Consider the following 25,957-nt stretch of genomic DNA (forward strand, 5'->3'; position numbering starts at 1 on the left):
CGAGTGAAAGAGCTGACGAAGAAATTTGAAGCTTAACGAAAGCTGTAAATTAAGGCTCAGTAGCTCAGTCGGTAGAGCAAAGGACTGAAAATCCTTGTGTCGGCGGTTCGATTCCGTCCTGAGCCACCTTTTAAAATGTAAATAACTATTCATTAATACTATGGCGGATATGGCGAAGTGGTTAACGCATCGGATTGTGGCTCCGACATTCGTGGGTTCGATTCCCATTATTCGCCCCATTAATGTAAAAAATAAATATTGCGGGTGTAGTTTAATGGTAAAACCTCAGCCTTCCAAGCTGATGTCGTGGGTTCGATTCCCATCACCCGCTCCAATAAATTAATGTATTTTAATTGAAATGGGCCTATAGCTCAGCTGGTTAGAGCGCACGCCTGATAAGCGTGAGGTCGATGGTTCGAGTCCATTTAGGCCCACCATTTGTTCCGCAGTAGCTCAGTGGTAGAGCATTCGGCTGTTAACCGAACGGTCGTAGGTTCGAATCCTACCTGCGGAGCCATTTGTTTTATGGGGAAGTACTCAAGAGGCTGAAGAGGCGCCCCTGCTAAGGGTGTAGGTCGCGTAAGCGGCGCGAGGGTTCAAATCCCTCCTTCTCCGCCATTTAAGATTAGTATAAAGGCCCATTGGTCAAGCGGTTAAGACACCGCCCTTTCACGGCGGTAACACGGGTTCGAATCCCGTATGGGTCATAAAAAGTGCTATTAGCAAATTTGCTAATAGCTTTTAGTTTTGGAAAAATAAAGTTCAGCTTGTGGATAACTTTTATCCCACTCTTTGTAGATTTTCAATTGATTAGGAGACAATCTATTAATATCCAATACCCTTACAGAAATTTAAATATTTATCATATTCATGTTTATCTTGCAGAAGTCCAACTTGCTGGCAAGCTGATACGGCAAAGGCAGCAAAAGCCGTCCCTTTAGCAGTTAGAATGGTACCATCTATCTCCATGTCATTGCCAGTATAAATTGCCTGGTTAAATATGATTTTATTATGTTCATATGTATGGTTTAGACATGTGAATTGTTTGCCATTTAGAATGTTAGCATTTGCTAGAAGCAGCGCAGATGCACAGATAGAAGCAATGGGTATGTCAAGTTCTACAGCTTTTTTTAGCAAAATTTTGATAGACTTATCTTGAATCACATCTTGAACTCCATCACCTCCGGATATTAGGATAATTTCAAAATCACCTGGATTAAGATATTTAACGGCTGCATCACTTTTGGTGTGTAATCCACCAATACTTTCTACGAATTTTCCATCTATTGTTGCTGTTGTAATAGCAAATTTCCCTATTTTTTTTAAAAGAAATAATGCATGTGCTATTTCAAAGTCGGCATATTGAGGATATGCCAAAAATAAAGCCTTTCTCATATCGATATCCCAGCTTTCCTATGTATATAAATGTAGTCTACCATAGAAAAACGAAACAAAGCACCGCAGTATGATTAGTGAATAAATTAATTGAATAAAATAAGGTGGATAAAAAATTTTTTTCCACCTTATTTTTTGTCTAAAAACAATTTGTAATGCATATAAATTTAAACAGAGATACAGCTTGATTAACCCTTCATAAAAAGACAATTACATCTTCATTATAATCTTCCTTGTTTAATGTCTTCTGCTAATTTATCTTCAGCTGTCATTAATTTCTGACCAGGATTATTTAAATCTATATTAGAAGTTATACCAGTATCAGGTCCTCTAAATAGGTCTCCAGTCGCTAAGATTTTTTTGTCTGGTGCTTCAAAAAAAGGACTAATTTCTTCTTTATTTTGTTCTAGCAAATATTCTTCTTCACTTTTACTCATGATTGTCCACCTTTCTATTTTTGTCTGTTTTATTTTTACTAAAATACAAAAAAGTATGTTAAGAATTAATCATGGATTTTATGTGATAAAACATAAAAAGTTTATTATTATCATAAAATTAAAAAAAACTTAAAAGGATTTCTTTTACTATTGCTAGAATATTAATTTAAGTTCACCTTTTTATTTTTCCCGAAAATAATCCGTTTTCATTTTTTTGTGCATTTTGTTTTGTTTGTTGAGAAAAGGGGAAATATTACTTGTACAACTGCAGGTGTTAATTAATTGGAATATTTGAACTAGAAAGTAGGATGCAAGTGGAAACAGTATATCCAACAGAATTTCAACTACATTTATTTCATGAAGGGAATCTATTTGAAAGCTATAAATTGTTGGGATCTCATGTTTACCGACAAAATGAAGGGGTTTGCACAATTTTTTGTGTTTGGGCGCCACATGCACAACAAGTTCATTTAGTTGGAGATTTTAATAATTGGAAAGCTGGAAATTATTCTCTTGAAAGAATGAATAACGAAGGAATATGGCTTATAAAAGTCGATAAGGATTTAACCGGTGCATTGTATAAATATGAAATCACCACTCCGGATGGAAGGAAGATTCTTAAAGCAGATCCTTATGCATTTTATTCAGAAATTAGACCAAACACCGCATCAATAGTTTATTCATTAGACAATTACAAGTGGAAGGACTCAAAGTGGAAACAAAAAAAAGCAAAAAAGAATAGTTTAAATGAGCCTATGGCTATATATGAAGTTCATTTAGGCTCTTGGCGGGTACATGAAGATGGAACGCTTTATAATTATCGGGAATTAGCAGAGGAACTAATTCCTTATTGTTTAGAACAAGGATTTACTCATTTAGAAATATTGCCTTTAGTGGAACATCCCCTTGATATCTCTTGGGGATATCAAGGGACAGGTTATTATTCCGCTACCAGCAGATTTGGTGAACCAGTAGATTTGATGTATTTTATTGATCAGTGTCATCAGAATGGTCTAGGTGTTATTTTTGATTGGGTACCTGGCCATTTTTGCAAAGATTCACATGGACTTTATCAATTTGATGGAACAAGTCAGTTTGATTATGCTAATCCATTAGATAGAGAAAATGAAGTGTGGGGTACTGCCAATTTTGATTTAGGCAAGATGGAAGTCCATAGCTTTCTTATTTCAAATGCAGTGTTTTGGATGGAATATTTTCATATAGATGGATTTAGAGTCGATGCCGTATCGAATATTATCTATTGGCCGAATTCAAATACTAGCGTTAATCCATATGGAATTGATTTCTTAAAAAAATTACATCAAACCGTTTGCCAGTATGATCCAACTATTATCATGTTTGCAGAAGATTCAACCGATTGGCCGCAAGTAACTGCACCCGTTCATTATGGCGGGATAGGCTTCCATTATAAATGGAATATGGGCTGGATGAATGATCTATTATCTTATATGGAAACTTCTTCAGAAAATCGACGTTTTGTTCATGACAAGATAACATTTTCATTGCACTATGCTTTCTCTGAGAATTTTGTTTTGCCACTCTCTCATGATGAGGTAGTCCATGGGAAAAAATCTCTCCTTAATAAGATGCCAGGTGATTATTGGCAAAAATTTGCCCAGTTTAGACTGCTTATCGGTTTTATGTTTACCCATCCTGGCAAGAAGCTATTATTTATGGGAGCAGAATTTGCCCAATTTGATGAATGGAAGGATAAAGAACAGCTTGATTGGATGCTTTATGATTATGAAATGCACAAAAAAGCAAATGAATATATAAAGGAACTATTAAAAATCTATAAACGTTCCAAACCTCTCTATCAATTAGATCATGTATATGAAGGTTTTGAATGGATAGATGTTAATAATAAAGATCAGTCTATTTTTTCTTTTATTCGCAAAGGAGTAAAGGATGAAGATTTTCTGATTGTTATAGGTAATTTTACGCATCAAACATATGAAAATTATTTAGTTGGTGTGCCAGTTGAAGGCAGCTATCGGGAAGTCCTGAATAGTGACGCTGATAGATTTGGAGGAGCCAATTATATAAATAAAAAAGTAATAAAAACGCAAGAAACATCATTTCATGGGAAGCCATTTTCTGTTCAAATAACCATACCAGCTTTTAGTATCATTATTTTACGACCAGTACAACACCGGAAGGAGAGAAAAGGAAATGGGAAAGAAAAGGTGCGTCGCAATGCTATTAGCAGGAGGAAAAGGGAGTAGATTATTTTCTTTAACAAAAAGTCTAGCCAAACCAGCTATACCTTTTGGAGGAAAATATAGAATTATTGATTTTACCCTTAGTAATTGCTCTAATTCAGGAATTGAAACAGTTGGTGTGTTGACACAATATCAACCACTTGTTTTAAATTCATATATTGGTATCGGAAGTGCTTGGGATTTGGATCGTGTAAATGGAGGTGTAACTGTTCTCCCACCATACAGTGAATCTTCTGAAGTTAAATGGTATACAGGAACAGCTAGTGCAATCTATCAAAATGAAAATTATTTATGTCAATATGATCCAGAGTATGTATTAATTCTTTCAGGTGACCATATTTATAAAATGAATTATGAATTAATGCTGGAATACCACATCAACAAGCAAGCAGACGCATCTATTTCGGTTATAGAAGTACCTTGGAATGAAGCAAGCAGATTCGGCATAATGAATACTAATGAAGAGATGGATATTGTAGAATTCGAAGAAAAACCAGAAAATCCAAAAAATAATTTAGCATCAATGGGCATTTATATTTTTAAGTGGAAGGTTTTAAAGGAATTATTAGAAGAGGATAATGATAATAAACAGTCTTCCCATGACTTTGGCAAAGACATCATTCCTTTGCTAATTAAAAAAAAGAAAAAAGTTGTTGCCTATCCTTTTAAAGGATATTGGAAAGATGTTGGAACAGTTCAAAGCTTATGGGAAGCAAATATGGATTTATTAGACGAAGAAAGCGAATTGGATATCTATGATTATAACTGGAGAATATATACAGTTAATCCCAATCATCCCCCACAGTATATTTCCAGTGAAGCGATTGTGAAAGAATCTATGATAAATGAAGGATGTACCATCAGTGGTGAAATTGAAAAATCAATCGTATTTCAAGGTGTGAATGTTGGATCAGGGACAATAATTCGAAGTTCTGTTATTATGCCAGATGCTAAGATTGGTGAGAACGCTTATATTGAGAAAGCGATCGTCCCTTCTAACATAGAAATTCCAGCAGGAATGGTCATTAAACCAAATAATAAGACAGAAGATGTGATATTAGTTACAGAAGAAATGGTTAATGAATTGATTTCCTAACAAACTAGACAGGAGGGGATTATGTTGTTAAAAACAATGCTGGGAGTTATTGATGCAACAACGTATCAGGATGACTTAGAGGAGTTAATTGCACACCGATCATTAGCAGCATTACCAATTGGAGGGAGATATCGATTAATAGATTTTGTATTATCCAATATGGTGAATTCAGGGATAGGAAGTGTTGCCATTTTCCCTAAATATCAATATCGTTCCTTAATGGACCATTTGGGTTCAGGTAAAAATTGGGATCTGGACAGAAAAAGGGATGGATTATTCTTTTTCCCTGCATCTATTACAGATGGAACAAGCAGAGGAATAGGCTCATTTAATCACTTTGCAGCAAATATTGATTATTTTTTTAGAAGCAAACAAGAATATGCTTTAGTAGCAAATTGTTTTACTGTATTTAATATGAATTTTAGTCCAGTGCTTACAAAACATTTGCAATCAGGATGCGATATAACAGAAATCAGACACAATGGAAGTTCTTTAGAAATGTATTTAATTAAAAAAACCTTATTAATAGATTTAGTACAAAATCGAGATGTAACTGGATATACTTGTATGAAGGATGTTTTAATGGATATTCATCATAATTATAAAATATGTGACTATGAATATAGCGGCTATGCCGAAAAAATAGATTCTATTTCTAATTATTTCCGAGTAAGCAAGGAAATATTAAAAACGAATATATGGACGCAGTTATTTAAAAAAGAAAGTCCAATTTTTACAAAAGTAAAAGATGAGCCGCCTACAAGGTATACTAATACAGGAAAAGTCAAAAATTCCATGATTGCTAACGGTTGTGTAATCGAAGGAGAAATAGAAAATAGTGTCGTGGCAAGAGCTGTAAAGATAGGCAAAGGTTCTGTCTTAAAGAATTGTATTATCATGCAAAAATGCACAATCGGAGAAAATTGCATGCTTGATTCCGTAATTTTAGATAAAGATGTAACAATCGAAAACGGAGCCGTTATGACAGGATCTATTAATACCCCTTTTGTTATTCGAAAAGGGACAGTGCAAGGAGCGTTGATGAATTCGTGAAAATATTGTTTGCAGTATCGGAATGTGTACCTTTTATTAAATCAGGGGGACTGGCAGATGTTGCCGGTTCCCTTCCCATAGAATTAAAAAAACAAGGAACAGAAGTTGCTGTTATTATGCCGAAATATGGGGATATCCCAATAAATCTTTTAGGAAAGTTAAAAAAGAAGCTCCATTTTAATGTGAATGTAGGCTGGAGAACTCAATATTGCGGCATTGAAGAGCTCGAGTACGAAGGGATAACCTTTTATTTTATAGACAATGAGTATTATTTTAAACGTCCTGGTCTATATGGATATATTGATGATGGAGAACGTTTTTCTTTTTTTAACCGTGCTGTTTTGGAAAGTTTGGAACATTTGAATGAATTTCCTGATATTATTCATTGCCATGATTGGCATACTGCCATGATTCCCTTCTTATTAAAAACGGATTATCAGTGGATGAGTGAATATAGTTCTATTAAAACTATTTTTACTATACATAATCTGCAATTCCAAGGTATTATGCCAAAAAGTATATTGGGCGACTTATTAAACGTAAGTGATGAGTATTTTACGGTGGAGAACTTGGAGTTTTACGGAAATGTTAACTTTATGAAAGCAGCACTAGTTTATGCGGATAAAATAACAACGGTCAGTCCTACTTATATGGAGGAAATACAAACAGACTATTATGGAGAAAAGCTGAATCATTTATTGCAAACAAGGAAAAATGACTTATACGGAATAATAAATGGAATAGATGAGAGAACTTATAATCCGGAGATTGATGAGGTAATCACGGAAAAATACAGTCTTTCTTCAATAAAGGACAAGGTAAAGAATAAACGGTTTATTCAACAAAAATTTGGATTAAAGATAGATGATGCTAAGCCTATTATTTGTATGATTACAAGATTGACCAAACAAAAGGGATTAGAACTTGTCAGACATGTATTTCATGAAATAATGAAAGAAGATATTCAGTTTATCGTCTTAGGAACGGGCGATCCAGTTTTCGAACAATTTTTTAGAGAAATGGAATATCAGTATCCAGAGAAATGCAAAGCTTATATTGGTTTTGATGAAAGTTTAGCACATCAACTATATGCAGGTGCAGATTTATTTCTGATGCCATCTAAATTTGAGCCATGCGGGTTAGGTCAGCTAATCGCATTAAAATACGGAAATATTCCTATTGTTAGAGAAACTGGTGGATTAAATGATACGGTATTTTCTTATGACAGCAGAACTGGAAAGGGTAATGGGTTCAGTTTCACTAATTTCAACGCACATGATATGTTATTTACCATTCACAGAGCATTGCACTATTACAAGGAAAAGGATGTTTGGTTAAGTATTGTACAGAGTGCCATGATAATGGATAATAGCTGGGCACAGTCTGCATTTAAATATAATCAACTTTACGCAGAGCTCGTCATGAGGAGTGAAACGCATGTTCTCTAACAAGAAAGTATTTAAAAGGTATTTTTTGCAGAAGCTTGAGATGACTTACGGGAAACCATTTAAAGACAGCACAAGCAGTGACCATTTTCAAACATTGGGACATATGATTAGAGAATATGTTAGTTCCAATTGGATTAATACAAATGAAAGCTACCGGAAGGATAAAGGAAAACAAGTATATTATTTATCCATTGAATTTCTATTAGGCCGGTTGCTTTATCATAATTTAATAAATCTTGGTATTGAAAAGGTCGTAAGTGAAGGGTTTTCTGATTTAGGAATCAATTTACACGAGGTAGAAGAAATTGAATGTGATGCTGGATTAGGCAATGGAGGATTAGGCAGATTAGCAGCTTGTTTTCTAGATTCTCTTGCTACCTTAAATTTACCGGGGCATGGATTTGGCATACGCTATAAACATGGGTTGTTTGAACAGCGAATTGTGGATGGATATCAAATTGAACTTCCCGAACAATGGCTAAAACACGGCCAAGTCTGGGAAGTAAGAAAAGAAGATTTAGCAGTGGATATTCCTTTTTGGGGCGTTATTGACATGTATGAGCAGGACGGCAAGTTACAGTTTCGACATTTAAATGCTGAAACTGTAACGGCTGTTCCTCATGATATTCCGGTAATTGGATATGAAACGAAAACGGTTAATACATTAAGGCTTTGGAATGCGGAGCCGACTTCTTTGCTTGCTAAAGACGTGAAAGACATTATGAGGTATAAAAGAGAGACCGAATCGATTTCAGAGTTTTTATATCCTGATGATGCAAATGATGAAGGGAAAATTTTACGTCTGAAACAGCAGTATTTTTTAGTATCGGCAAGTTTGCAGTCGATACTAAAAAATTATAAACAGCAATATAAAGATATCAAGAAATTTCATCAGCATATAAGCATTCATATTAATGATACGCATCCGGTTCTTGCAATCCCAGAGTTAATGAGGATTTTACTGGATAAAGAAGGATTAAGTTGGGATGAAGCTTGGGAGATAACAAAAAATACGATTTCTTATACAAACCATACCACTTTATCAGAGGCTTTAGAAAAGTGGCCTATTTATATTTTTCAGCCCCTGCTGCCACGCATTTATATGATCATAAATGAAATTAATGAACGTTTTTGCAAAAATCTGTGGAGCAAGTTCCCAGGGGATTTTCAGCGTATTGAGCAAATGGCTATTATTGCACATGGAATGGTCAAAATGGCGCATTTGGCATTAGTGGGAAGTCATAGTGTAAATGGAGTTGCAGAAATTCATACGGAAATTTTGAAAACAAGAGAAATGAATTTGTTTTATCAAATTTTTCCTGAAAAATTTAATAATAAAACCAATGGAATTACACATAGAAGATGGTTAATTAAATCAAATCCAAAGCTAACTCAATTAGTAACGGATTCAATTGGGGATAAATGGATAAAACACCCGACTCAATTAAGCAAGTTGCTTTCTTATCAAACAGATACAAGTTTTTTACAAAATCTAGCAGCGATTAAGCAAGAGAATAAAGTACATCTTGCTAAAATTATTCAAGAGCAGAATGGAATAATAGTGGATCCCTCTTCTATTTTTGACGTTCAGGTTAAAAGATTGCATGCCTATAAACGGCAATTATTAAATGTTTTGCATATTATGCATTTATATAATTTGTTAAAAGCAGATCCAGGATTAGAAATTACCCCAAGAACTTTTATCTTTGGCGCCAAAGCATCTCCAGGCTATTATTATGCAAAAAAAATTATCAAATTAATCAATACTGTAGCGGAAAAGGTTAATAATGATAAAAATATCCAAGATAAATTAAAAGTTGTGTTTTTGGAAAATTACCGTGTCTCTCTGGCAGAACATATTTTTCCAGCTGCAGATATAAGTGAGCAAATTTCTACCGCAAGCAAGGAAGCATCTGGAACAGGCAATATGAAATTTATGATGAATGGTGCATTAACCGTAGGTACATTAGATGGTGCAAATATTGAAATGAAAGAATTAGTCGGAGATAATAATATTTTTATATTCGGAATGAATGCCGAAGAAGTGCTCGATTTATATCAGAGTGGAGGATATAGGTCAACTGAATACTATCATCATGATAAAAGAATTCAAGAAGTTGTTAATCAATTGAAGAATGGTTTTTTTGATCATGAATCAAATGAGTTTGATCCAATTTTTGATTCTCTTTTGATTGAAAATGATCAGTACTTTGTATTAAAAGACTTTCATTCGTATGCAAAAATTCAAGAAGAGGTAAATACAACATATAAGGATCAACAAAAGTGGCTGCAAATGTGTGCAGTAAATATTGCAAAATCGGGCCATTTTTCCAGCGATCGTACTATTAAAGAATATGCAGATGATATTTGGAAAATAAAGCCGCTTTTCTAAAAAAACTAGCAGCAGGATAAACAGCAGCATAACATTTGACCATTTTGTTTTGCTGTTATTTATCCTCTTTGTGCTATTTTATTAACCTAACCTCATACGAAGCGCTCCAGTCCATTCGTCATTAAACGGGCGTTTCCGCTTTACTATGATCCAGCTCCAACGCCCAACGACTATTGTACTTCGCGCTTTTCCTTTCGATAAGTCAACATCGAATCGCTTTGCTCTTCGTGTTTCCTATATCTCATACGAAGCGCTTCAGTCCATTCGTCATTGAACAAGGGCGTTTCCGCTTTTCTATTTATCGTCGTCATCTTTTTCGTAGCCGTCGCTTTTATGGTATGGTACATCTCCAAAGGGTGCTTCTAATTGCTCTTCGTCTAGAGCTTGTTCGTATTTTTCATGTTGTTTGCTTGGATAAACAGTTTGTTCTTTTCCTTCTATGTCAGTTGCAACAAATGATTCATAATCTTCCGTAAATCCTTCATCATCAGAATCGCGGTCATATAAGCTGCCGTAGTCTTTAAAATCTCCTCTTAAATCAGATGGAGTTTCGGAAGTTCCGTATCTTGCAACTTCTTGAAAGCTGTCATCATAATCTCTTACACCACCCGTATCAGAGTGGCGATATACGTTCCCATGTGCAGGCTCCAAAATGTCTTCTTCAACAGGTCTATCTTGAGCAACAGATTGTTCGGAGCTGTATTCCTTTAATGTTAACGCAGTTGGTACAGCTTCAAGACGCTCATAAGGAATTTCTTTTCCTGAAGCTTTACAAATTCCATAAGATCCATCTTCTATTGCCGATAGCGCTTCATTAATTTTATTTAATTCTGATTGGTCATGTTCCTCCAGAGCATAATCTTTCTCACGTTCATATAGTTCAGTTCCCATATCCGCTGGGTGATTATCATAGCTGGACAGTTCACCAACCGATTCTCGTTCGTTATTATCATCAATATAACGTTCTTGTCGATTCATAATTTCCTTTTTTCTATCTTCTAATTCGTTTTTTAAAGTTTTTACTTGTTCGTTTGTTAACAATGCATTCACATCCTCGTAAGAAACTTATCTTGTATGAGCGATCAAATATTTCAAGCATCACTCTTTTATTAAAGTTCCCCAGTCTGTCGTCAATAAAACATAAAAGTGAAGTACTAGTTTGGAATTTAAAAAACAATTTCAGTAAAATAATTTAATAAGTGTCGAACATTGACATACTATTAGTAGCAGGTGTATCTTAAAATAAGTCAAAAAGATGAATTGGAAAGCTAAAACAGTCAAAAAAATAGGGGAAATATATAATTTTTTGCGGCTGGTTTTTAGGGGGATATACAAGCGAAATGAAATTTGAAGAACTATTAATAGAAAATAATAAGGTAAATGACTCAACTTCTATTTTAGTTAGTGATGTGCAGCAACTAGAAAATAAAATCGATTTTCTTGCTTTTTTTTCAGAACATGCATCATATAAAGGACATCGTTTTTTTTGGAAAGATCCTTTAACTCAAAATGTGCTAATTGGATTAGGTTCTTGTAAAGAAATATATTTAAATCAACACGTGAATCTATATTCTTCCTTGGACGAAAAATGGGCAGCGTTCTTACAAAACAGCCAAGTTAATAATAAATTTGAATCCTCTGGCGTTGGACCAATATTATTTGGAGGATTTGCCTTTGATCCTCAAAAACAAAAAACCAAGCTTTGGGATCATTATGCAGCTGGTCATTTTTTTGTTCCTGCTTTCATGTTGAGTGAGATAAATGGAGTTCAATATATAACCACCAATATGCTCTTTGATGACATAGAGGCTGCTTCTCTTCAGGAAGTGCAGACAAAAACTAAATCGTTTCTAAAAAATACGGACAAACACAATTCTACTATACGTAAAAATCAGCTTATTAAAATAATAGAAAAAAATGGAGATAAATGGAAAGATGCAGTGAATAATGTAGTCAATGATTTAGATGATTCCTTGAAAAAAGTTGTCTTGGCAAGGGAATGCAGACTGATTTTCGAACAGGAAATTGCTGCAGAAAAAGTATTAAAAACACTTTTATCAGAACAAGACAACAGTTATATTTTTGCCCTGGAATCAAAAGATAATTGTTTTATCGGAGCTTCTCCTGAAAGATTGGTCAAAAAATCTGGAAATGACGTATATTCCACTTGTTTGGCAGGTTCTATTGCAAGAGGATTAAATAAGGAAAACGATACGCAGCTAGGAGAACAATTGCTTGCAGACCGCAAAAACAGAACAGAACATCAATATGTAGTAAATATGATAAAATCAGCAATGGAACAAGTCTGTAGAAGCATTGAAATTCCGTCTACTCCTAAAATAATGAAAATGAGGGATATACAACATCTCTATACACCAGTTAAAGGAGTATTAAAAAAATCAGAATCAATTTTATCTTTAATTCAACTTCTTCATCCAACGCCTGCTTTAGGAGGATATCCAAAGCAGCAGGCTATAAAGAAAATTAGGGAAGAAGAAATTCTAGACCGCGGTTTGTACGGTGCTCCTCTTGGATGGCTCGATTATAAGGGCGATGGTGAATTTGCAGTTAGTATTCGGTCAGGATTAATTCAAAATAATGAAGCTTCCATTTTTGCAGGATGCGGAATTGTTGCTAGTTCAGATGCAGAATCAGAATACAAAGAAACAGCAATTAAATTTATACCAATGCTTTCCGCTTTAGGAGGGGAAATAGAATGAATCATCAACAGCATTTAACTGCCTATATCCATGCCTTTGTAAATGAGTTGGTTCATAATGGGATTGAAAACGTCGTCATTAGTCCGGGCTCCCGTTCTACTCCAATTGCAATGGTGATGGCAGAACATAAGCATTTAAATATTCATGTACATGTAGACGAAAGGGCTGCTGCTTTTTTTGCTTTAGGAACCGCAAAAGCAAGCAAAAAACCAACTGTATTAGTATGTACTTCAGGAACAGCTGCGGCTAATTATTTTCCAGCAATTATTGAAGCTGCCATTTCAAGAATTCCCCTGCTCGTGTTAACGGCAGATCGTCCTCATGAATTAAGGGATGTAGGTGCTCCACAGGCTATTAATCAGATTGAGCTGTATGGGAAACAAGTAAAGTGGTTTATGGAAATGTCACCTCCAGAAGGTACAAAAGAGATGATTCGGTATGTAAAAACAGTCAGTGCCAGAGCAGTTTCTACATCCCTACAAGATCCAAAGGGTCCCGTTCATTTGAATTTGCCATTTCGAGAACCACTTATACCAGATCTGGAAAATCTGCAATCGTACGATTCGGAAAAAAAGGATACGAAATACATCCATATGCAAAATGGTGAATTATCGTTATCAGATGAGTATTTTCAGGATTTGGCAGCTAGATTATCTAATTATTCAAATGGAATCATTATTTGTGGAGAAATGGATAAAGAGTATTTTTCTGATTCTATTTTACAATTAGCAGAAATATTAAAATTCCCTATTTTAGCCGATCCGCTATCACAATTAAGAACGGTGGACAACAGGCAGGAATATATCATCGATACATATGATACATTTTTACGCAATGATACAGCCAAAAAAGCGTTAAAACCAGAAATAGTTATTCGTTTTGGAAGTATGCCCATCTCAAAAGCGCTGACACTTTTTTTAAAAGAACAGTATGAGATTGAACAGTTTGTAATCGATGGAGGAGCTGGATTTAGAGATCCTAATCAGCTCACCACTGAAATGATTTATTGTGATGAAGTAATATTTTGCCAAAAAGTAGCATCTTACCTAAAGTATTGCTCAGTCAATCACGAATTGCAAACCTGGCAAACTATAAATAAGATGACAAAAGAAGCATTGCAGCAAATTAAAGAAATAGAGCAAATGAGTGAGGGAAAGCTTTTTTCACTGCTAGGTGAATTATTGCCAGAGGACTCGGTTCTTTTTGTTGGTAATAGCATGCCAATTAGAGATTTGGATACTTTTTTTCATACGCAGGATAAAAAAATAACAGTATATGCAAACAGGGGAGCCAATGGAATTGATGGAACGGTTTCTACAGCTTTGGGTGTAGGAGCAATAAAGCAGCCCTTATTTTTAGTGTTGGGAGATTTGACTTTTTTCCATGATGCAAATGGATTAATTGCTGCTAAGCAATTTGATATTCCCTTAACGATTATTTTAATAAATAATAATGGAGGCGGAATATTTTCTTTTCTTCCACAGTCACAACATGAAAAACATTTTGAACTATTATTTGGAACACCACTTGATTTAGATTTTAAACATTTAATCACTTTGTATAAAGGGAAATACCAATTAATAGAAAACTGGATTCAATTTGATAATATGATGCAAATGCAAACGGAATCTTCTAAATTACGTGTGTTTGAATTAAGAACAAATAGAAATGAAAATGTAGAAGAACATCGTGAATTAATAAAAAATGTTTCCCAGGAAATAGATTTGTATTTTAAGGATGAAAAATGATGAAGATTGTCGTAGAAGAAGTCTCCTATCATGTCGAAATATATGGTGATGGACCTCCTCTGCTGCTATTACATGGTTTTACAGGTGACAGCAGCACTTGGCATCCTTTAATACCTTTATGGAAAAAAAACTTTCAACTTGTCATGGTTGATTTGATAGGTCATGGACAGACAGATGCTCCTATAAAAGAGCATTATTACAATATACAAACAGCTTCTAAGCATTTGTATGAAATATTAAAAGTTCTGCAAATCGATACTGCGTATTTATTAGGCTATTCAATGGGCGGAAGGCTCGCATTATCATTTTCTATAGCCTATCCAGATTTAATAAGCAAATTGATTCTGGAAAGCGCCTCTCCCGGATTAAAAACATTGGAAATGCAAAGGCAGAGAAGAATACAAGACAATGAACTGGGAGAGTCTATTTTAAAAGAAGGAATAAAAAAATTTGTGAATAAATGGGAAAATATCCCGTTGTTTAATAGTCAAAAAAACATAAACAAAATACAGCAGAACCAAATTAGAAAGCAGCGGCTTCGAAATAATCCTATTGGTCTGGTCAATAGTTTAAAAGGAATGGGAACTGGTTCACAGCCTTCCTGGTGGGATCATTTACTGGACGTTACATGCGAAACGTTATTAATTACAGGTGAATTCGATAAAAAATTTTGTTTCATTGCGAAAGAAATGACAAAAAAAAATGGTGAATTTCAATGGCAATTGGTTGAAGAAGCAGGTCATGCAATTCATGTGGAGAAACCTGAAATTTTTGGTACAATAGTAAGTGGATTTTTGTTAAAAAACGAATAAATAAAAAATTGATTTTGCCTGAAGCAAAAGGAGGAAAAAAGAATGACAGTTGAATGGGTGGCAGTACGTCAATATGATGAAATTTTGTATGAAACATATAATGGCATTGCGAAGATTACGATAAATAGACCTCATGTACATAATGCTTTCACACCGAAAACAGTGTCTGAACTTATTGATGCATTTGCAAGAGCAAGAGATGACAGCAATGTTGGCGTAATTGTTTTAACAGGTGCAGGAGAAAAGGCATTTTGTTCCGGTGGAGATCAAAAGGTCAGAGGACATGGAGGATATGTTGGTGATGACCAAATCCCTCGATTAAATGTGTTGGATTTGCAGCGATTAATCCGAGTGATTCCTAAACCAGTAATCGCAATGGTAAAAGGATATGCAATTGGCGGAGGGCATGTTCTTCATATTGTTTGCGACTTAACGATTGCAGCAGATAATGCTGTATTTGGACAAACTGGCCCGAATGTAGGCAGTTTTGATGCAGGATATGGATCTGGCTATTTAGCACGAATTGTTGGCCATAAAAAAGCCCGTGAAATCTGGTTCTTATGTAGACAATATAATGCACAGGAAGCTTTGGATATGGGCTTGGTAAACACGGTTGTTCCATTAGAAAATGTAGAAGAAGAAACAATCAAGTGGTGTGAAGAAATATTGGAAAAAAGCCCAACAGCACTTCGCTTCTTAAAAGCTGCATTTAATGCAGATACAGATGGGTTAGCAGGAATTCAACAATTTGCCGGTGATGCTACACTTTTATACTACACGACTGATGAAGCAAAAGAAGGCAGAGATTCATTTAAAGAAAAACGCAAGCCAGATTTTGGACAATTCCCTCGTTTTCCATGATGAGAAGAGAAAAATGAAGAATAGATAAATAATGACAGGGTGACTCCATTAAAGTGTCAGACTCTTTTTTTGAAAATCAAAGAAGGGTCAGACCATAATGAGTCACCCTGTTTATGTAGAAAAGGTGAGAAAATTTGACAGCAGAATATATTCCTAATTTTCTTAAGAATAGGGCAAACTTAACACCAAATAGAGAAGCAATTGTCTATAACAATCAGCGGCTAACTTTTCTTGAGCTTTATGAAAAGGCTTATAATAGGGCAGGTGTTTTAACAGCTAAGGGTGTGAAAGAAGAAGATAATATTGGCTTTTTAGTAAATAATAATCTGCAAACCGTTATTACTCTGTTATCTCTTCATATCATTGGTGCAAAAGCTGTATTATTAAATAATCGCTTAACAGCAGATGAATTAATATTTCAATTGAATGATGCACAAACTACTTTCCTCTTAACTGAAAAAACATTTGCCAAGACCATACAAAAAATTGAATCAGAAATTCCAATTTGTACTCTTTTTAAAGAAGATATTCCTTCCTATCCATATGAACAGCCATTGGAGAAAGCGGAAGTATCTTTACAAGAAACATGTACGATTATGTATACATCTGGTACAACTGGATCTCCAAAAGGGGTTATTCAAAGTTATGGGAACCATTGGTGGAGTGCTGTTGGCAGTGCCTTAAACCTTGGTTTGCAGGAAAAAGATGTTTGGTTATGTGCATTGCCGCTTTTTCATATTAGCGGATATTCTATTCTAATTAGAAGTTTGCTATATGGCATAAAGATAGTGCTTCATGATCATTTTTCTGTAGAAAAAGTGATTGCTGATATAGAAAAAGAAAAGGTTACGATGATGTCTGTTGTGACACTAATGCTAAAGAAAATAGAAAATGCAGTGGAACAAAAACTTCCTGCTTCTTTTCGATGTATGTTGTTGGGCGGAGGACCAGCAACCATTGATGTGATAAAAAGCTGCTTCCGTAAAGGAATACCAGTATACTATTCTTACGGAATGACAGAAACTTCTTCTCAAATTGTTACATTGGCACCAGAAGATAGCTTCAAAAAAGCTGGATCCGCAGGGAAACCGCTGTTTCCTGCACAACTAAAAATTATGAATGAAAAGGGATTGGAAGCTGCTCAACAAGAAGCAGGGGAGATTATTGTCAAAGGTCCGAATGTTTCAAAAGGCTATTTAAATAAAGGAACGAATCGAGTGAACGGATGGTTTCATACAGGGGATATCGGGTATAAAGATGGAGAAGGTTTTTTATATGTATTGGATAGAAGGTCTGATTTAATCATTTCAGGGGGAGAAAATATTTATCCTGCAGAAATAGAAGGCATCTTAACTTCCATCGAAGGCGTCTGGGATGCAGGTGTAGTTGGAATGGAAGATGAATTATGGGGACAAGTTCCAGCGGCGTTTATTGTGAAAAAGCATGGAATAACGCTTACGGAAAAAATGATTCTTTCCGACTGCTCGGAAAAAATGGCGAAATACAAAATTCCGAAAAAAATCTTTTTTATCGAAAGGATTCCTCGTAATGCGTCTAAAAAGATACTGCGAAGAGAACTGAGAAAATTAGTAATGGCACGCAAGGAATAAATTTTTGATGAAGACTCCAATGAGGAAAAAATCTTACCGAATAGTCAGCAGGAGGTATTTATGGACTTAGATTTATATAAAGGTTCTTTATATTGGCCTTCAACAATATCCAAAACACCAGATTATCCTCCTTTAACACAAGAAATAACTTGTGATGTTCTTATCATTGGCGGAGGGATGTCGGGAGCATTATGCTCCTATCTATTATCAGAAGAATCGCTGGATATTGTTTTGGTGGATAAAAGAAAAATAGGACAAGGAAGCACATCTGCCAATACAGGCTTGCTTCAATATTCAAATGATAAAATGCTTCATGAATTTGCTGAGAGCATTGGAGAAGAAAAAGCAGCTCGGTTTTATCAAGTGTGCTTTGAAGCAATGGAAAATTTAAAGTCTGTTGCATCCTCATTGCAAAACGATGTTCAATTTATAACGAGAAAAAGCCTTTATTATGCCAGTGATAAAAAAGATGCTGTTAAATTAAAAAAAGAGTATTGTATGTTAAAGAAGCATGGGCTTCATGCAGAATTTCTCGAAGAAAATGAAATTGAGGAAATTTATGGATTTAAAAAACCAGCGGCAATACATACGCATGGAGATGCAGAAGTAAATCCACAAAAATTTGTTCTAGAACTGATGAAGGAAGCAAGTGCGCGAAATGTAAAAATATTTGAGCATACAGAAGTAGAAAAGGCTGGTTTTGATGATGGCTATTGGAAATTCAGCAGTCAAAAAGGAACGATAAAAGCGAAAAAGGTTATTTATTCAACAGGATATGAAGGAAATTCCTTTGCCAAAAAAGAAGGAGGGGAACTAAACAGGACATATGCAATCGCTACTTCTCCCCTTTCAGCTTATCCAAGGTGGAAAGACCAATGCCTTATCTGGGAAACGAAAAGACCTTATTTTTATATGAGAACAACCTGTGATGGAAGAATAATTGCAGGAGGTCTGGATGAAGAGGCAGTTGAGGCACCATCAAACCCAGCTATAATGAAGAAATATGGAGAGAATCTGCTGCATAAAATTATAGAGCATTTCCCAGATTATGATATAGAAGTGGATTATGTTTATGGTGCAACGTTTGGAGAATCATCTGATGGTTTGCCATTTATTGGAGAGCATCCTGATAAGAAAAATCTCTATTATTGTTTAGGGTATGGAGGAAATGGCACCGTATACAGCATGTTTGGAGCAACTTTATTAAAAGACTTGATAAAAAAGGGATATCACCCGGATGCAGATCTAGTACGGCTAGACCGATAAAGTGAACCTTTCCATCAGTGGAGGTTTTCTTCATCCCCCACTGATGGAAAGCTTGAGGTCCACAGGATGTGGATCACACAAACGAAGACAAAAGGAAGTGGCGACCTTAGTTTGTGTACCTCTTACTCGGACCTTTACGGGCAGTTATCCCCCACCTAGCTTCCTCGATTTCTCAGCATCCCCGAGGTGGGGGGCTTACTGCCCGTTAAGAGTGGGATAAAAAAAGAGGCTTTTCCTATTGGCAAATCAATCCCTTTGATAATTGGTTTGCCGGCAAGTGAAGAAGCCTCTTTTTTTGTTCTGAAAAAAATAAGAACTTATGACAAAGCTGGTTCAAATGTTTTGCAGTCTGTTTCCTTACTAGTATCTGCTTTATTGCCAGTATGGCTGACTACATAAATTTTCTCTGCTCCACAAAGATTTCCATTTTCCCAGTAGGAACAGTTGTTCACTTCACATAAAACGTCTTTAGCCAAAGTAATCATCTCCTTATGGTTAAATTAATCTCTATAACGATAGGTGGAAAGAATCAACTCCAGGTGAGAGATAATTCAATACTAGTATAGGTAAATAGCACAAAATACATACAATGAATTGTTAACAATTTTTTGAAATTAAATCGCTGAAAAAAATGGTTTACTTTTTTGTTTCTTTTTGCTGCAAATATTTTTTATCATGCATAAAAAGTCTCCAGAAAAAATAAAAGCCCGGAAATAGAATGATAAACCCAGCAATATAGGTTGCAAATAAAGCGCGAAAAGAGTTAGGATCCGTAAAAGCTGAAGTAATCGTCACCTCAGGATAGACGATATAAGGAAGATGTGCTTTTCCATATACATAGCTAGCAAGCAAATATTGAAGGGTTATCGAAAAGATCGCAATTCTTGGCATTCCTTTAGTGCCTGCATTTTTACGAGAAGGCAAAAAAAGTGCAATCCCTCCAAATAGAAAAAACAACAGCGACAAAAGTAATAATGGAAAATCGTCCATCATTTTTGTGTAAATCCAATTTGCATCCTGTTTTAATGTAAGCATAATAAATACAGCCATTAACAAGGAGATGGGGCCAATTATTATGGCGTCCCTTCTAAATACTCGATATGCCTCTGATTCGGACGAAACATTTGAATAATCCGCTAATAGGAGGGATGATAAAAATAACGTGCTGCTTAAGGCAAAACCAAAAAACGCATATTCATTTCCGCTTGTAAATAAAGCTACTAAATCAAGCGATTGCTTATTAGAAGAAAAATCAACAAAACCTCCATGTGTTATAGGCAAAACACTTAATAAAATTCCTGGTATCAGCATTCCAGAAAGCCCTGAAATATAGGTAAGCGGTTTTCGATACTCGTGGGCAATATTCGCAAAAACGAGAAATGCGCTTCTAATAGCCAGCAGGAGCAAAATAGCACTTCCTGGAACTAATAATACAGTTCCTAATGTATAGGCTGCGGAAGGAAACATGCTGTATACAGCAACGACAATTGCCACAATAAATGTATTTGTTACCTCCCATGTAGGAGAGAGGTAACGATTGGCAATATTCGTAGCTTTCGTTTTTTCTCTATTAATGTAGAGCATAGACCAAAAGCCGGCACCAAAATCCATCGTCGCCATGATGGCATATATAAATACAAATCCCCAAAGGACAGTAATAGCTAATAATGAATCTGTCACATTTATCACTCCTTAACTGTTGGATCCAAACAGAGGTACTTCCTTATCTTTTGCTGCATGTAAATCATTTAATACGGTATTTTTACGGAAATAATAAATTAATACAAAGGAAACGGAAATTGCCAATATTACATAGACAATGATAAATAAAATAAATAATAAAGCTAAATTTTCTGAAGAGGTAACTGAGTCAGCAGTGGATAATACACGATAAATTGTCCAAGGCTGACGTCCTGTACAAGCGAATATCCACCCACACTCTATACTTATTAACGCTAAAGGGCCAGAAGCAACAAATATCCACATGAAAATTTTAGGGAATCGTTCTTTTTTTAACAGATACCGCCATGCTAATGAGGCAAAAGCAAGAAATATTAAGAAAGAACCAATTCCTACCATTGCATTAAATAAGGTATGTACATATAAAGGCGGCCAAAATTCTTCAGGAAAATCATTTAAACCAGTAACGACAGTATCAAAGCTGTTGCCTGCTAAAAAACTTAATGCCCACGGAATTTCGATGGCTCCTTTTAATTCGCGGTTTTCTTTATCCGTAAAACCTCCAATTGCTAATGGAGCATGTGATTGTGATTCAAAAAGCCCTTCAGCAGCTGCCAGTTTTTCAGGCTGATATTCATAAAGCTTTTGAGCAGATTCATGACCATTGAGTGCCGTTAATAATGAAAATACGCCACCGATAATAATACTTAGTATCAATGCTTTTTGATGGAACTGAAAAACACGAGAACCATATGGATTTCTCATCATTTTAAAAGCAGAAACAGAAGCAACGGCAAAAGCGCCAGTTGTATAAGCGCTCATCGCCACATGACCTGCAGATACAAAGAAGGTTGGATTAAAAAATGCCTTCCAAGGGTCTACATTGGTAATTACTTCTCCATTCATTTGAAACCCCCGAGGAGTTCCTTCAAATGAATGTACATTTGTGATGAGAATGGCAGAAGCAAGTGCGCCGATTGCGACTAAAATTAAGCTCGAAATTCTTGCCCATGGGGAAATTCTTTCAGCAGCATATACATAAATTGACATAAACAATGCTTCAATAAAAAATGCATAAATTTCGATCTGAAATGGCAATGCCATTACTTTCCCGATTACTTCCATGAAGCCAGGCCAAAGCAAGGAAAGCTGCAAACCTGCAATTGTTCCTGTTGGAATTCCGACACCTAATAATATTCCAAATGTTTTCGTCCATCTTTTTGCCATAATTGCGTAATCTACATTCTTTGTTTTTTGAAATAATAATTCAGCAGTCAGCATCATAAGAGGAAGTCCTACTCCAATGGTTGCAAAGATAATGTGAAATCCCATAGTGGTGCCAAACATACTTCGTGCTATTACTAAATGTTCCATTCATATCTTCCCTTCCTGCAGTCCATTTACTATTTGATAGTATTTTCAAGGATTTGAACAAATATGTAATCTTTTCCTGTAAATAGGGAAATTAGTTAAATGTATCGTGGAAAGGAACGATAGATGAAAAAAAATTTGTATGTAAGCTGTTTCAAAGTTGTGTAATAGTCTATTTTTTTTTACTATAGAAATAGAGTGTTTTTTTTGTTGCTTCTTTGGGGATGGAGAAGAGATTCAAAATAGACATTTTGCTATAAGATAATAAAAGGGGCTGGATAAAATGAGTATTTTAGAAGAAATTTTAACGTTTAATGATCAATTTGTTAATGAAAATAAATATGAGCGATATATTACAACAAAATTTCCAAATAAGAGAATGGTTATTTTAACCTGTATGGATACTCGTTTATTGGAGCTGCTTCCACATGCATTAAATCTTGCAAATGGAGATGTGAAAATTATCAAAAATGCTGGTGCGATTGTTGTTCATCCATTAGGCAGTATTATGAGAAGCATTCTTGTCGCTGTGTATGAATTAAAAGCGGATGAAGTATTGGTAATCGGACATCATGATTGCGGAATGAGTGCATTAAAAGCCGAGGATATCATGGAGAAAATGAAAGAAAGAGGCATTACGGAAGAAACATTGAATACGATTAAACATACAGGCGTCAATTTGGAGAAATGGTTAACTGGTTTTAATTCTGTTTCAGAAAGTGTATCCCATAGTGTTGATATGATAAAAAATCATCCGCTGCTTCCAGTTGAGGTGCCTGTACATGGCTTAGTAATTGATCCAAAAACTGGAAAGCTTGATTTAGTTGTAGATGGGTACAAAGCTAAATAGAGGAGCATACAATCTTCACGAATGATGTTTTTTTTTGCTCGGCCATTTTTCCGGAACTGGATCAATGCCTCCAGGATGAAAAGGGTGGCATTTTATGATTCTTTTTATCGTCAGGAAGCCGCCTTTTAGTGCACCGTATTTTTTAACTGCCTCTAATCCATAGTTGGAGCAAGTTGGATAAAAGCGGCAAGATGGCGGGGTGAGAGGAGAAATAGCTTTTTGATAGAAGCGAATTAGGATTATGAATATTTTTTTCATTTATTTTTCCTTTCCATATATACATTTGAATAGTCAATATTTAGACTTGCTATAAAAATCACAAACCATTAAATAATGATTGTATTCTGAGTATAGCATGAGATGCTTTCACAAGAAAAATAAAAGACAACATGAAATCTTTTATCCTCTTGGAAAAGCATCTCATGTGTTTCGTATGATGGCTAAATAGGAACCAATAAGGATTGAAAATCTATAATGGTAATTAAATGGATGTATATACTCGGAATTTGAGTTATAATGAAGTATAGAAAGAAAAAGGAGTTGTTTTTGATGCCTTCAGTAGAAAGTTTTGATTTAGATCATAATGCAGTAAAAGCACCATATGTTAGACATTGCGGCGTTCATAAAGTAGGAAGTGATGGTCTAGTAAATAAATTTGATATCCGTTTTTGCCAGCCGAATAAACAGGCAATGAAACCAGATGTCATTCATACACTAGAACATTTATTAGCTTTTAATATTCGTGATCATGCAGAAAAATTTGATCATTTTGATATTATTGATATCTCTCCAATGGGATGCCAAACAGGTTATTATCTAGTAGTTAGTGGGGAACCGTCAGTAGAAGAAATCATTGATTTATTAGAAAATACAATGAATTCAGCTTTAAAGATTACGGAAATACCTGCTGCAAACGAAAAACAGTGCGGCCAAGCAAAACTGCATGACCTGGAAGGTGCAAAAAAATTAATGCAGTTCTGGTTAAAGCAAAATAAAGAAGAGTTGAAGCAAGTTTTTGCATAAAAAGGAAAAATGAATGGTCAGCGGTGCTGTCCATTCATTTTTTTTAAAAGGTAAGAGTATAAGTTTTTTGAAGTCTGACAAATGTCTAACTCCAGCACCCTATCGACTTCAACGCTTGCGTAGTCAACATCGAATCACTACGTTCTTCGTGTTTCCTTTATCTATAAAGGTACACAATCTAAAACCGCCACGTCCTGTGGCAACGATTGTGTGATCCACATCCTGTGGAACTAACCTTTTTCTGTCGATGAGCAAGGGAGCTTACGCTTTTCTTATAAAAGTGGGCCTAATAATCGTGCAAAGGATTCTTTAAAACGAATGATTAAAGAACGTTTAGTATAACGATCTAATGTGAGTTGTGTTGACAGCTGCATATCCTTTAAAAAGCCTTCTGTTAAAAGGTTGGAGAGTTTTTCACTGTAAACAAACGCATTTACTTCAAAGTTTAAGCGGAAACTGCGCATATCAATATTGGCAGTGCCGACAGATGAGATTTTCCGATCAACCATCAATGTTTTTGCATGAATAAAACCATTTTCATAAATATAAACTTTTGCCCCTGCTTTTAACATCTCACCAATGTAGGAATAGGTTGCCCAATAAACAAACATATGATCAGGTTTGTTTGGTATCATAATTTTCACATCGATCCCAGAGAGTGCTGCAATTCTTAGTGTATCCAGCAGGCTGGCATCTGGTATAAAGTAGGGGGTTTGAATAAAAACCGATTCCTTCGCTGCTGTAATCATTTTTATATACCCATTTTTAATTTGCTCCCATTCTGAATCGGGCCCGCTTGAAACAATTTGCATTCCGACATTGCCTATAATTTCATCGGTTCTTTCCGGGAAATATTCGGGTGAGTAACTGATTTCTTGGTCATGGGAAGCTTGATTCCAATCTAAAATAAATCTTGTTTGAATGGCAAAAACGGCTGTTCCAATAATTCGCAAATGAGTGTCTCTCCAATAGCCATATTTAGGAACTATTCCTAAATATTCATCTCCTACATTAAAACCGCCAATATAACCAGTATTACCGTCTATAATGGCTAATTTACGATGGTTTCGATAATTTAGTCGCAAATTAATGAGATGTAGTTTACTAGGGAAAAATACAGCTATTTGCCCTCCAGCTTCTCTTAACGCTTTAAATGCTCTTTTCCGTAATGTTCTAGAGCCGAGTTCATCATATAAAACCCGAACTTCCACTCCTTCTTTTGCCTTTTCCACTAATGCATTAATCAGCTTTGATCCTATCCCATCATTCTTAAAAATATAATATTGCAGATGAATTGATTTTTTTGCCTGTTTAATATCTTGCAGCAGTTGATTAAATTTTTCGTTTCCATCTGTAAAAATATCCACTGTATTATTCTCTGTTAATACCGCATCATTATTAAATAAATTCATATAAATGAGATCTTGATTTGCCTTAATAACAGAATTTGTTGTTCGAAGCTGGTTAGAGCTGATTTGTAGAAGCTGGGAGGCTAAAACAGGCTCAATTCCTATTTTTTTTCTTTCTTCCCATTGAAATAATTTTCTTTTGCTTAAGTTTTGTCCAAAAAGTAAATAAAGAATAAAGCCTAAAATAGGAATAAAGGTTAATACCATGATCCATGCCCATGTAGCAGCAGCATCTCTTCTTTCCAAAAAGATAACAAGAAATGCACAAATGATATTAAGTAAAATGATAGTACTAACTAAAATCGTATATATATGCATATAATTATTCCTTTCAAACAACATTTTTTACAGAAAAAATAAACAAAGAAGAGAAGGATATTTCGTCTGGATAACTTTGTAAGTGTATAGAGAGATTTTTCCTGTTTCATTATAGGCGAAAATGAAAAAACAGGAAACTACTTTGTACTAAGATACTACCTTCCCTAAAAGATTCATATTAAACAATAGAATAATATGGTAATCTATTAATAAAGAAAGGTTGGG

At 35.1% G+C, this 25,957-nt stretch carries 21 protein-coding genes and 7 tRNA genes; 20 read left to right on the forward strand and 8 right to left on the reverse strand.

The genetic code is table 11. From position 1 onward, the window contains the following. Positions 1-53: 53 nt before the first annotated feature. From ACTYBU_RS09855 to ACTYBU_RS09885, 7 genes are all read left to right on the forward strand, one after another. Positions 54-126, forward strand: a tRNA-Phe gene (locus tag ACTYBU_RS09855). 37 nt (positions 127-163) lie between these two features. Then, positions 164-239: transfer RNA gene (locus ACTYBU_RS09860), tRNA-His, on the forward strand. A 21-nt stretch (positions 240-260) separates the two neighbouring features. Further along, positions 261-334, forward strand: a tRNA-Gly gene (locus tag ACTYBU_RS09865). A 26-nt stretch (positions 335-360) separates the two neighbouring features. Next, a tRNA-Ile gene (locus ACTYBU_RS09870) sits at positions 361-437 on the forward strand. Positions 438-442: 5 nt separating this feature from the next. After that, positions 443-517, forward strand: a tRNA-Asn gene (locus tag ACTYBU_RS09875). A gap of 10 nt (positions 518-527) precedes the next feature. Then, a tRNA-Ser gene (locus ACTYBU_RS09880) sits at positions 528-618 on the forward strand. A gap of 17 nt (positions 619-635) precedes the next feature. Continuing rightward, a tRNA-Glu gene (locus ACTYBU_RS09885) sits at positions 636-707 on the forward strand. 118 nt (positions 708-825) lie between these two features. Here ACTYBU_RS09885 and ACTYBU_RS09890 read toward each other — a convergent pair. Next, positions 826-1,395: a DJ-1/PfpI family protein gene (locus ACTYBU_RS09890; RefSeq protein ID WP_445489299.1), complete on the reverse strand. Its 570-nt coding sequence runs from the start codon at positions 1,393-1,395 to the stop codon at positions 826-828. Between the two features lie 221 nt (positions 1,396-1,616). Next, positions 1,617-1,832 carry a hypothetical protein gene (locus tag ACTYBU_RS09895; RefSeq protein WP_445489300.1) on the reverse strand — a complete coding sequence of 72 codons (216 nt, stop codon included), beginning with the start codon at positions 1,830-1,832 and terminating at the stop codon, positions 1,617-1,619. A 308-nt stretch (positions 1,833-2,140) separates the two neighbouring features. On the opposite strand from ACTYBU_RS09895, the gene glgB reads away from it, so the two are divergent. From glgB to ACTYBU_RS09920, 5 genes are read left to right on the forward strand one after another with little or no spacing between them, the layout of a single operon-like run. Then, positions 2,141-4,078 carry a 1,4-alpha-glucan branching protein GlgB gene (glgB, locus tag ACTYBU_RS09900; protein WP_445489302.1) on the forward strand — a complete coding sequence of 646 codons (1,938 nt, stop codon included), beginning with the start codon at positions 2,141-2,143 and terminating at the stop codon, positions 4,076-4,078. Further along, positions 4,026-5,171 carry a glucose-1-phosphate adenylyltransferase gene (locus ACTYBU_RS09905; protein WP_445489304.1) on the forward strand — a complete coding sequence of 382 codons (1,146 nt, stop codon included), beginning with the start codon at positions 4,026-4,028 and terminating at the stop codon, positions 5,169-5,171. The genes glgB and ACTYBU_RS09905 overlap by 53 nt, the downstream gene beginning before the upstream one ends. 21 nt (positions 5,172-5,192) lie before the next feature. Continuing rightward, positions 5,193-6,224 (forward strand): sugar phosphate nucleotidyltransferase, encoded by a 1,032-nt coding sequence (locus ACTYBU_RS09910; RefSeq protein WP_445489306.1) that lies wholly within the window; start codon positions 5,193-5,195, stop codon positions 6,222-6,224. Beyond that, positions 6,221-7,672, forward strand: a complete 1,452-nt coding sequence (gene glgA, locus ACTYBU_RS09915) for a glycogen synthase GlgA (protein WP_445489308.1) — start codon at positions 6,221-6,223, stop codon at positions 7,670-7,672. The genes ACTYBU_RS09910 and glgA overlap by 4 nt, the downstream gene beginning before the upstream one ends. Continuing rightward, on the forward strand, positions 7,662-10,064 hold the full coding sequence (locus ACTYBU_RS09920) for a glycogen/starch/alpha-glucan phosphorylase (protein WP_445489310.1): 2,403 nt from the start codon (positions 7,662-7,664) through the stop codon (positions 10,062-10,064). The genes glgA and ACTYBU_RS09920 overlap by 11 nt, the downstream gene beginning before the upstream one ends. Before the next feature lie 294 nt (positions 10,065-10,358). Here the strand turns inward: ACTYBU_RS09920 and ACTYBU_RS09925 are convergent, their stop codons facing one another. Continuing rightward, complete coding sequence (locus tag ACTYBU_RS09925; protein WP_445489312.1) at positions 10,359-11,114, reverse strand: TraR/DksA C4-type zinc finger protein; 756 nt, start codon at positions 11,112-11,114, stop codon at positions 10,359-10,361. A gap of 290 nt (positions 11,115-11,404) precedes the next feature. Between ACTYBU_RS09925 and ACTYBU_RS09930 the strand changes: the two genes are divergently transcribed. The 6 genes from ACTYBU_RS09930 (at position 11,405) to ACTYBU_RS09955 (ending at position 19,081) form a co-directional block, all read left to right on the forward strand. Then, positions 11,405-12,784 (forward strand): isochorismate synthase, encoded by a 1,380-nt coding sequence (locus ACTYBU_RS09930; protein ID WP_445489314.1) that lies wholly within the window; start codon positions 11,405-11,407, stop codon positions 12,782-12,784. Then, positions 12,781-14,532, forward strand: coding sequence for a 2-succinyl-5-enolpyruvyl-6-hydroxy-3-cyclohexene-1-carboxylic-acid synthase (menD, locus tag ACTYBU_RS09935; protein WP_445489316.1), 1,752 nt, complete (start codon positions 12,781-12,783; stop codon positions 14,530-14,532). Before ACTYBU_RS09930 ends, menD begins: the two co-directional genes overlap by 4 nt. After that, a complete protein-coding gene (menH, locus tag ACTYBU_RS09940) occupies positions 14,532-15,344 on the forward strand; it encodes a 2-succinyl-6-hydroxy-2,4-cyclohexadiene-1-carboxylate synthase (protein WP_445489318.1) in 813 nt (270 codons plus the stop codon). The genes menD and menH overlap by 1 nt, the downstream gene beginning before the upstream one ends. Positions 15,345-15,386: 42 nt before the next feature. Continuing rightward, positions 15,387-16,205 (forward strand): 1,4-dihydroxy-2-naphthoyl-CoA synthase, encoded by an 819-nt coding sequence (gene menB / locus ACTYBU_RS09945; RefSeq protein ID WP_445489320.1) that lies wholly within the window; start codon positions 15,387-15,389, stop codon positions 16,203-16,205. A gap of 134 nt (positions 16,206-16,339) precedes the next feature. Further along, positions 16,340-17,815, forward strand: coding sequence for an o-succinylbenzoate--CoA ligase (locus tag ACTYBU_RS09950; RefSeq protein ID WP_445489322.1), 1,476 nt, complete (start codon positions 16,340-16,342; stop codon positions 17,813-17,815). 60 nt (positions 17,816-17,875) lie between these two features. Then, positions 17,876-19,081, forward strand: a complete 1,206-nt coding sequence (locus ACTYBU_RS09955; RefSeq protein WP_445489323.1) for an NAD(P)/FAD-dependent oxidoreductase — start codon at positions 17,876-17,878, stop codon at positions 19,079-19,081. 317 nt (positions 19,082-19,398) lie between these two features. Here ACTYBU_RS09955 and ACTYBU_RS09960 read toward each other — a convergent pair whose 3' ends face one another. The 3 genes from ACTYBU_RS09960 to ACTYBU_RS09970 all read right to left on the reverse strand — a co-directional run bounded on the left by ACTYBU_RS09960 (position 19,399) and on the right by ACTYBU_RS09970 (position 22,135). Then, complete coding sequence (locus ACTYBU_RS09960; protein ID WP_445489324.1) at positions 19,399-19,557, reverse strand: DUF1540 domain-containing protein; 159 nt, start codon at positions 19,555-19,557, stop codon at positions 19,399-19,401. A 160-nt stretch (positions 19,558-19,717) separates the two neighbouring features. Further along, positions 19,718-20,767, reverse strand: a complete 1,050-nt coding sequence (locus ACTYBU_RS09965) for a cytochrome d ubiquinol oxidase subunit II (RefSeq protein WP_445489677.1) — start codon at positions 20,765-20,767, stop codon at positions 19,718-19,720. A 6-nt stretch (positions 20,768-20,773) separates the two neighbouring features. Then, positions 20,774-22,135, reverse strand: a complete 1,362-nt coding sequence (locus ACTYBU_RS09970) for a cytochrome ubiquinol oxidase subunit I (RefSeq protein WP_445489325.1) — start codon at positions 22,133-22,135, stop codon at positions 20,774-20,776. Positions 22,136-22,415: 280 nt separating this feature from the next. Between ACTYBU_RS09970 and ACTYBU_RS09975 the strand changes: the two genes are divergently transcribed. Beyond that, positions 22,416-22,982, forward strand: coding sequence for a beta-class carbonic anhydrase (locus ACTYBU_RS09975; RefSeq protein ID WP_445489326.1), 567 nt, complete (start codon positions 22,416-22,418; stop codon positions 22,980-22,982). Between the two features lie 15 nt (positions 22,983-22,997). Here ACTYBU_RS09975 and yidD read toward each other — a convergent pair whose 3' ends face one another. Continuing rightward, entirely contained in the window at positions 22,998-23,240 is a 243-nt protein-coding gene (gene yidD, locus ACTYBU_RS09980) for a membrane protein insertion efficiency factor YidD (protein ID WP_445489327.1), read from the reverse strand. A 291-nt stretch (positions 23,241-23,531) separates the two neighbouring features. On the opposite strand from yidD, the gene ACTYBU_RS09985 reads away from it, so the two are divergent. Next, positions 23,532-24,005, forward strand: coding sequence for an S-ribosylhomocysteine lyase (locus ACTYBU_RS09985; protein WP_445489329.1), 474 nt, complete (start codon positions 23,532-23,534; stop codon positions 24,003-24,005). 272 nt (positions 24,006-24,277) lie between these two features. Here the strand turns inward: ACTYBU_RS09985 and cls are convergent, their stop codons facing one another. Continuing rightward, the gene (cls, locus tag ACTYBU_RS09990; RefSeq protein ID WP_445489331.1) at positions 24,278-25,732 is read right to left on the reverse strand and encodes a cardiolipin synthase; all 1,455 of its coding nucleotides are present in this window, start codon (positions 25,730-25,732) and stop codon (positions 24,278-24,280) included. Positions 25,733-25,957 lie beyond the last annotated feature (225 nt).

This window comes from Niallia sp. 03133 (assembly GCF_052663225.1).

Coding starts and splice junctions, on each gene's coding strand:
- ACTYBU_RS09890 (WP_445489299.1), bottom strand. CDS start 1,395: ATGAGAAAGGCTTTATTTTTGGCATATCCTCAATATGCCGACTTTGAA.
- ACTYBU_RS09895 (WP_445489300.1), bottom strand. CDS start 1,832: ATGAGTAAAAGTGAAGAAGAATATTTGCTAGAACAAAATAAAGAAGAA.
- glgB (WP_445489302.1), top strand. CDS start 2,141: ATGCAAGTGGAAACAGTATATCCAACAGAATTTCAACTACATTTATTT.
- ACTYBU_RS09905 (WP_445489304.1), top strand. CDS start 4,026: ATGGGAAAGAAAAGGTGCGTCGCAATGCTATTAGCAGGAGGAAAAGGG.
- ACTYBU_RS09910 (WP_445489306.1), top strand. CDS start 5,193: ATGTTGTTAAAAACAATGCTGGGAGTTATTGATGCAACAACGTATCAG.
- ACTYBU_RS09920 (WP_445489310.1), top strand. CDS start 7,662: ATGTTCTCTAACAAGAAAGTATTTAAAAGGTATTTTTTGCAGAAGCTT.
- ACTYBU_RS09930 (WP_445489314.1), top strand. CDS start 11,405: ATGAAATTTGAAGAACTATTAATAGAAAATAATAAGGTAAATGACTCA.
- menD (WP_445489316.1), top strand. CDS start 12,781: ATGAATCATCAACAGCATTTAACTGCCTATATCCATGCCTTTGTAAAT.
- menH (WP_445489318.1), top strand. CDS start 14,532: ATGAAGATTGTCGTAGAAGAAGTCTCCTATCATGTCGAAATATATGGT.
- menB (WP_445489320.1), top strand. CDS start 15,387: ATGACAGTTGAATGGGTGGCAGTACGTCAATATGATGAAATTTTGTAT.
- ACTYBU_RS09955 (WP_445489323.1), top strand. CDS start 17,876: ATGGACTTAGATTTATATAAAGGTTCTTTATATTGGCCTTCAACAATA.
- ACTYBU_RS09970 (WP_445489325.1), bottom strand. CDS start 22,135: ATGGAACATTTAGTAATAGCACGAAGTATGTTTGGCACCACTATGGGA.
- ACTYBU_RS09975 (WP_445489326.1), top strand. CDS start 22,416: ATGAGTATTTTAGAAGAAATTTTAACGTTTAATGATCAATTTGTTAAT.
- yidD (WP_445489327.1), bottom strand. CDS start 23,240: ATGAAAAAAATATTCATAATCCTAATTCGCTTCTATCAAAAAGCTATT.
- ACTYBU_RS09985 (WP_445489329.1), top strand. CDS start 23,532: ATGCCTTCAGTAGAAAGTTTTGATTTAGATCATAATGCAGTAAAAGCA.
- cls (WP_445489331.1), bottom strand. CDS start 25,732: ATGCATATATATACGATTTTAGTTAGTACTATCATTTTACTTAATATC.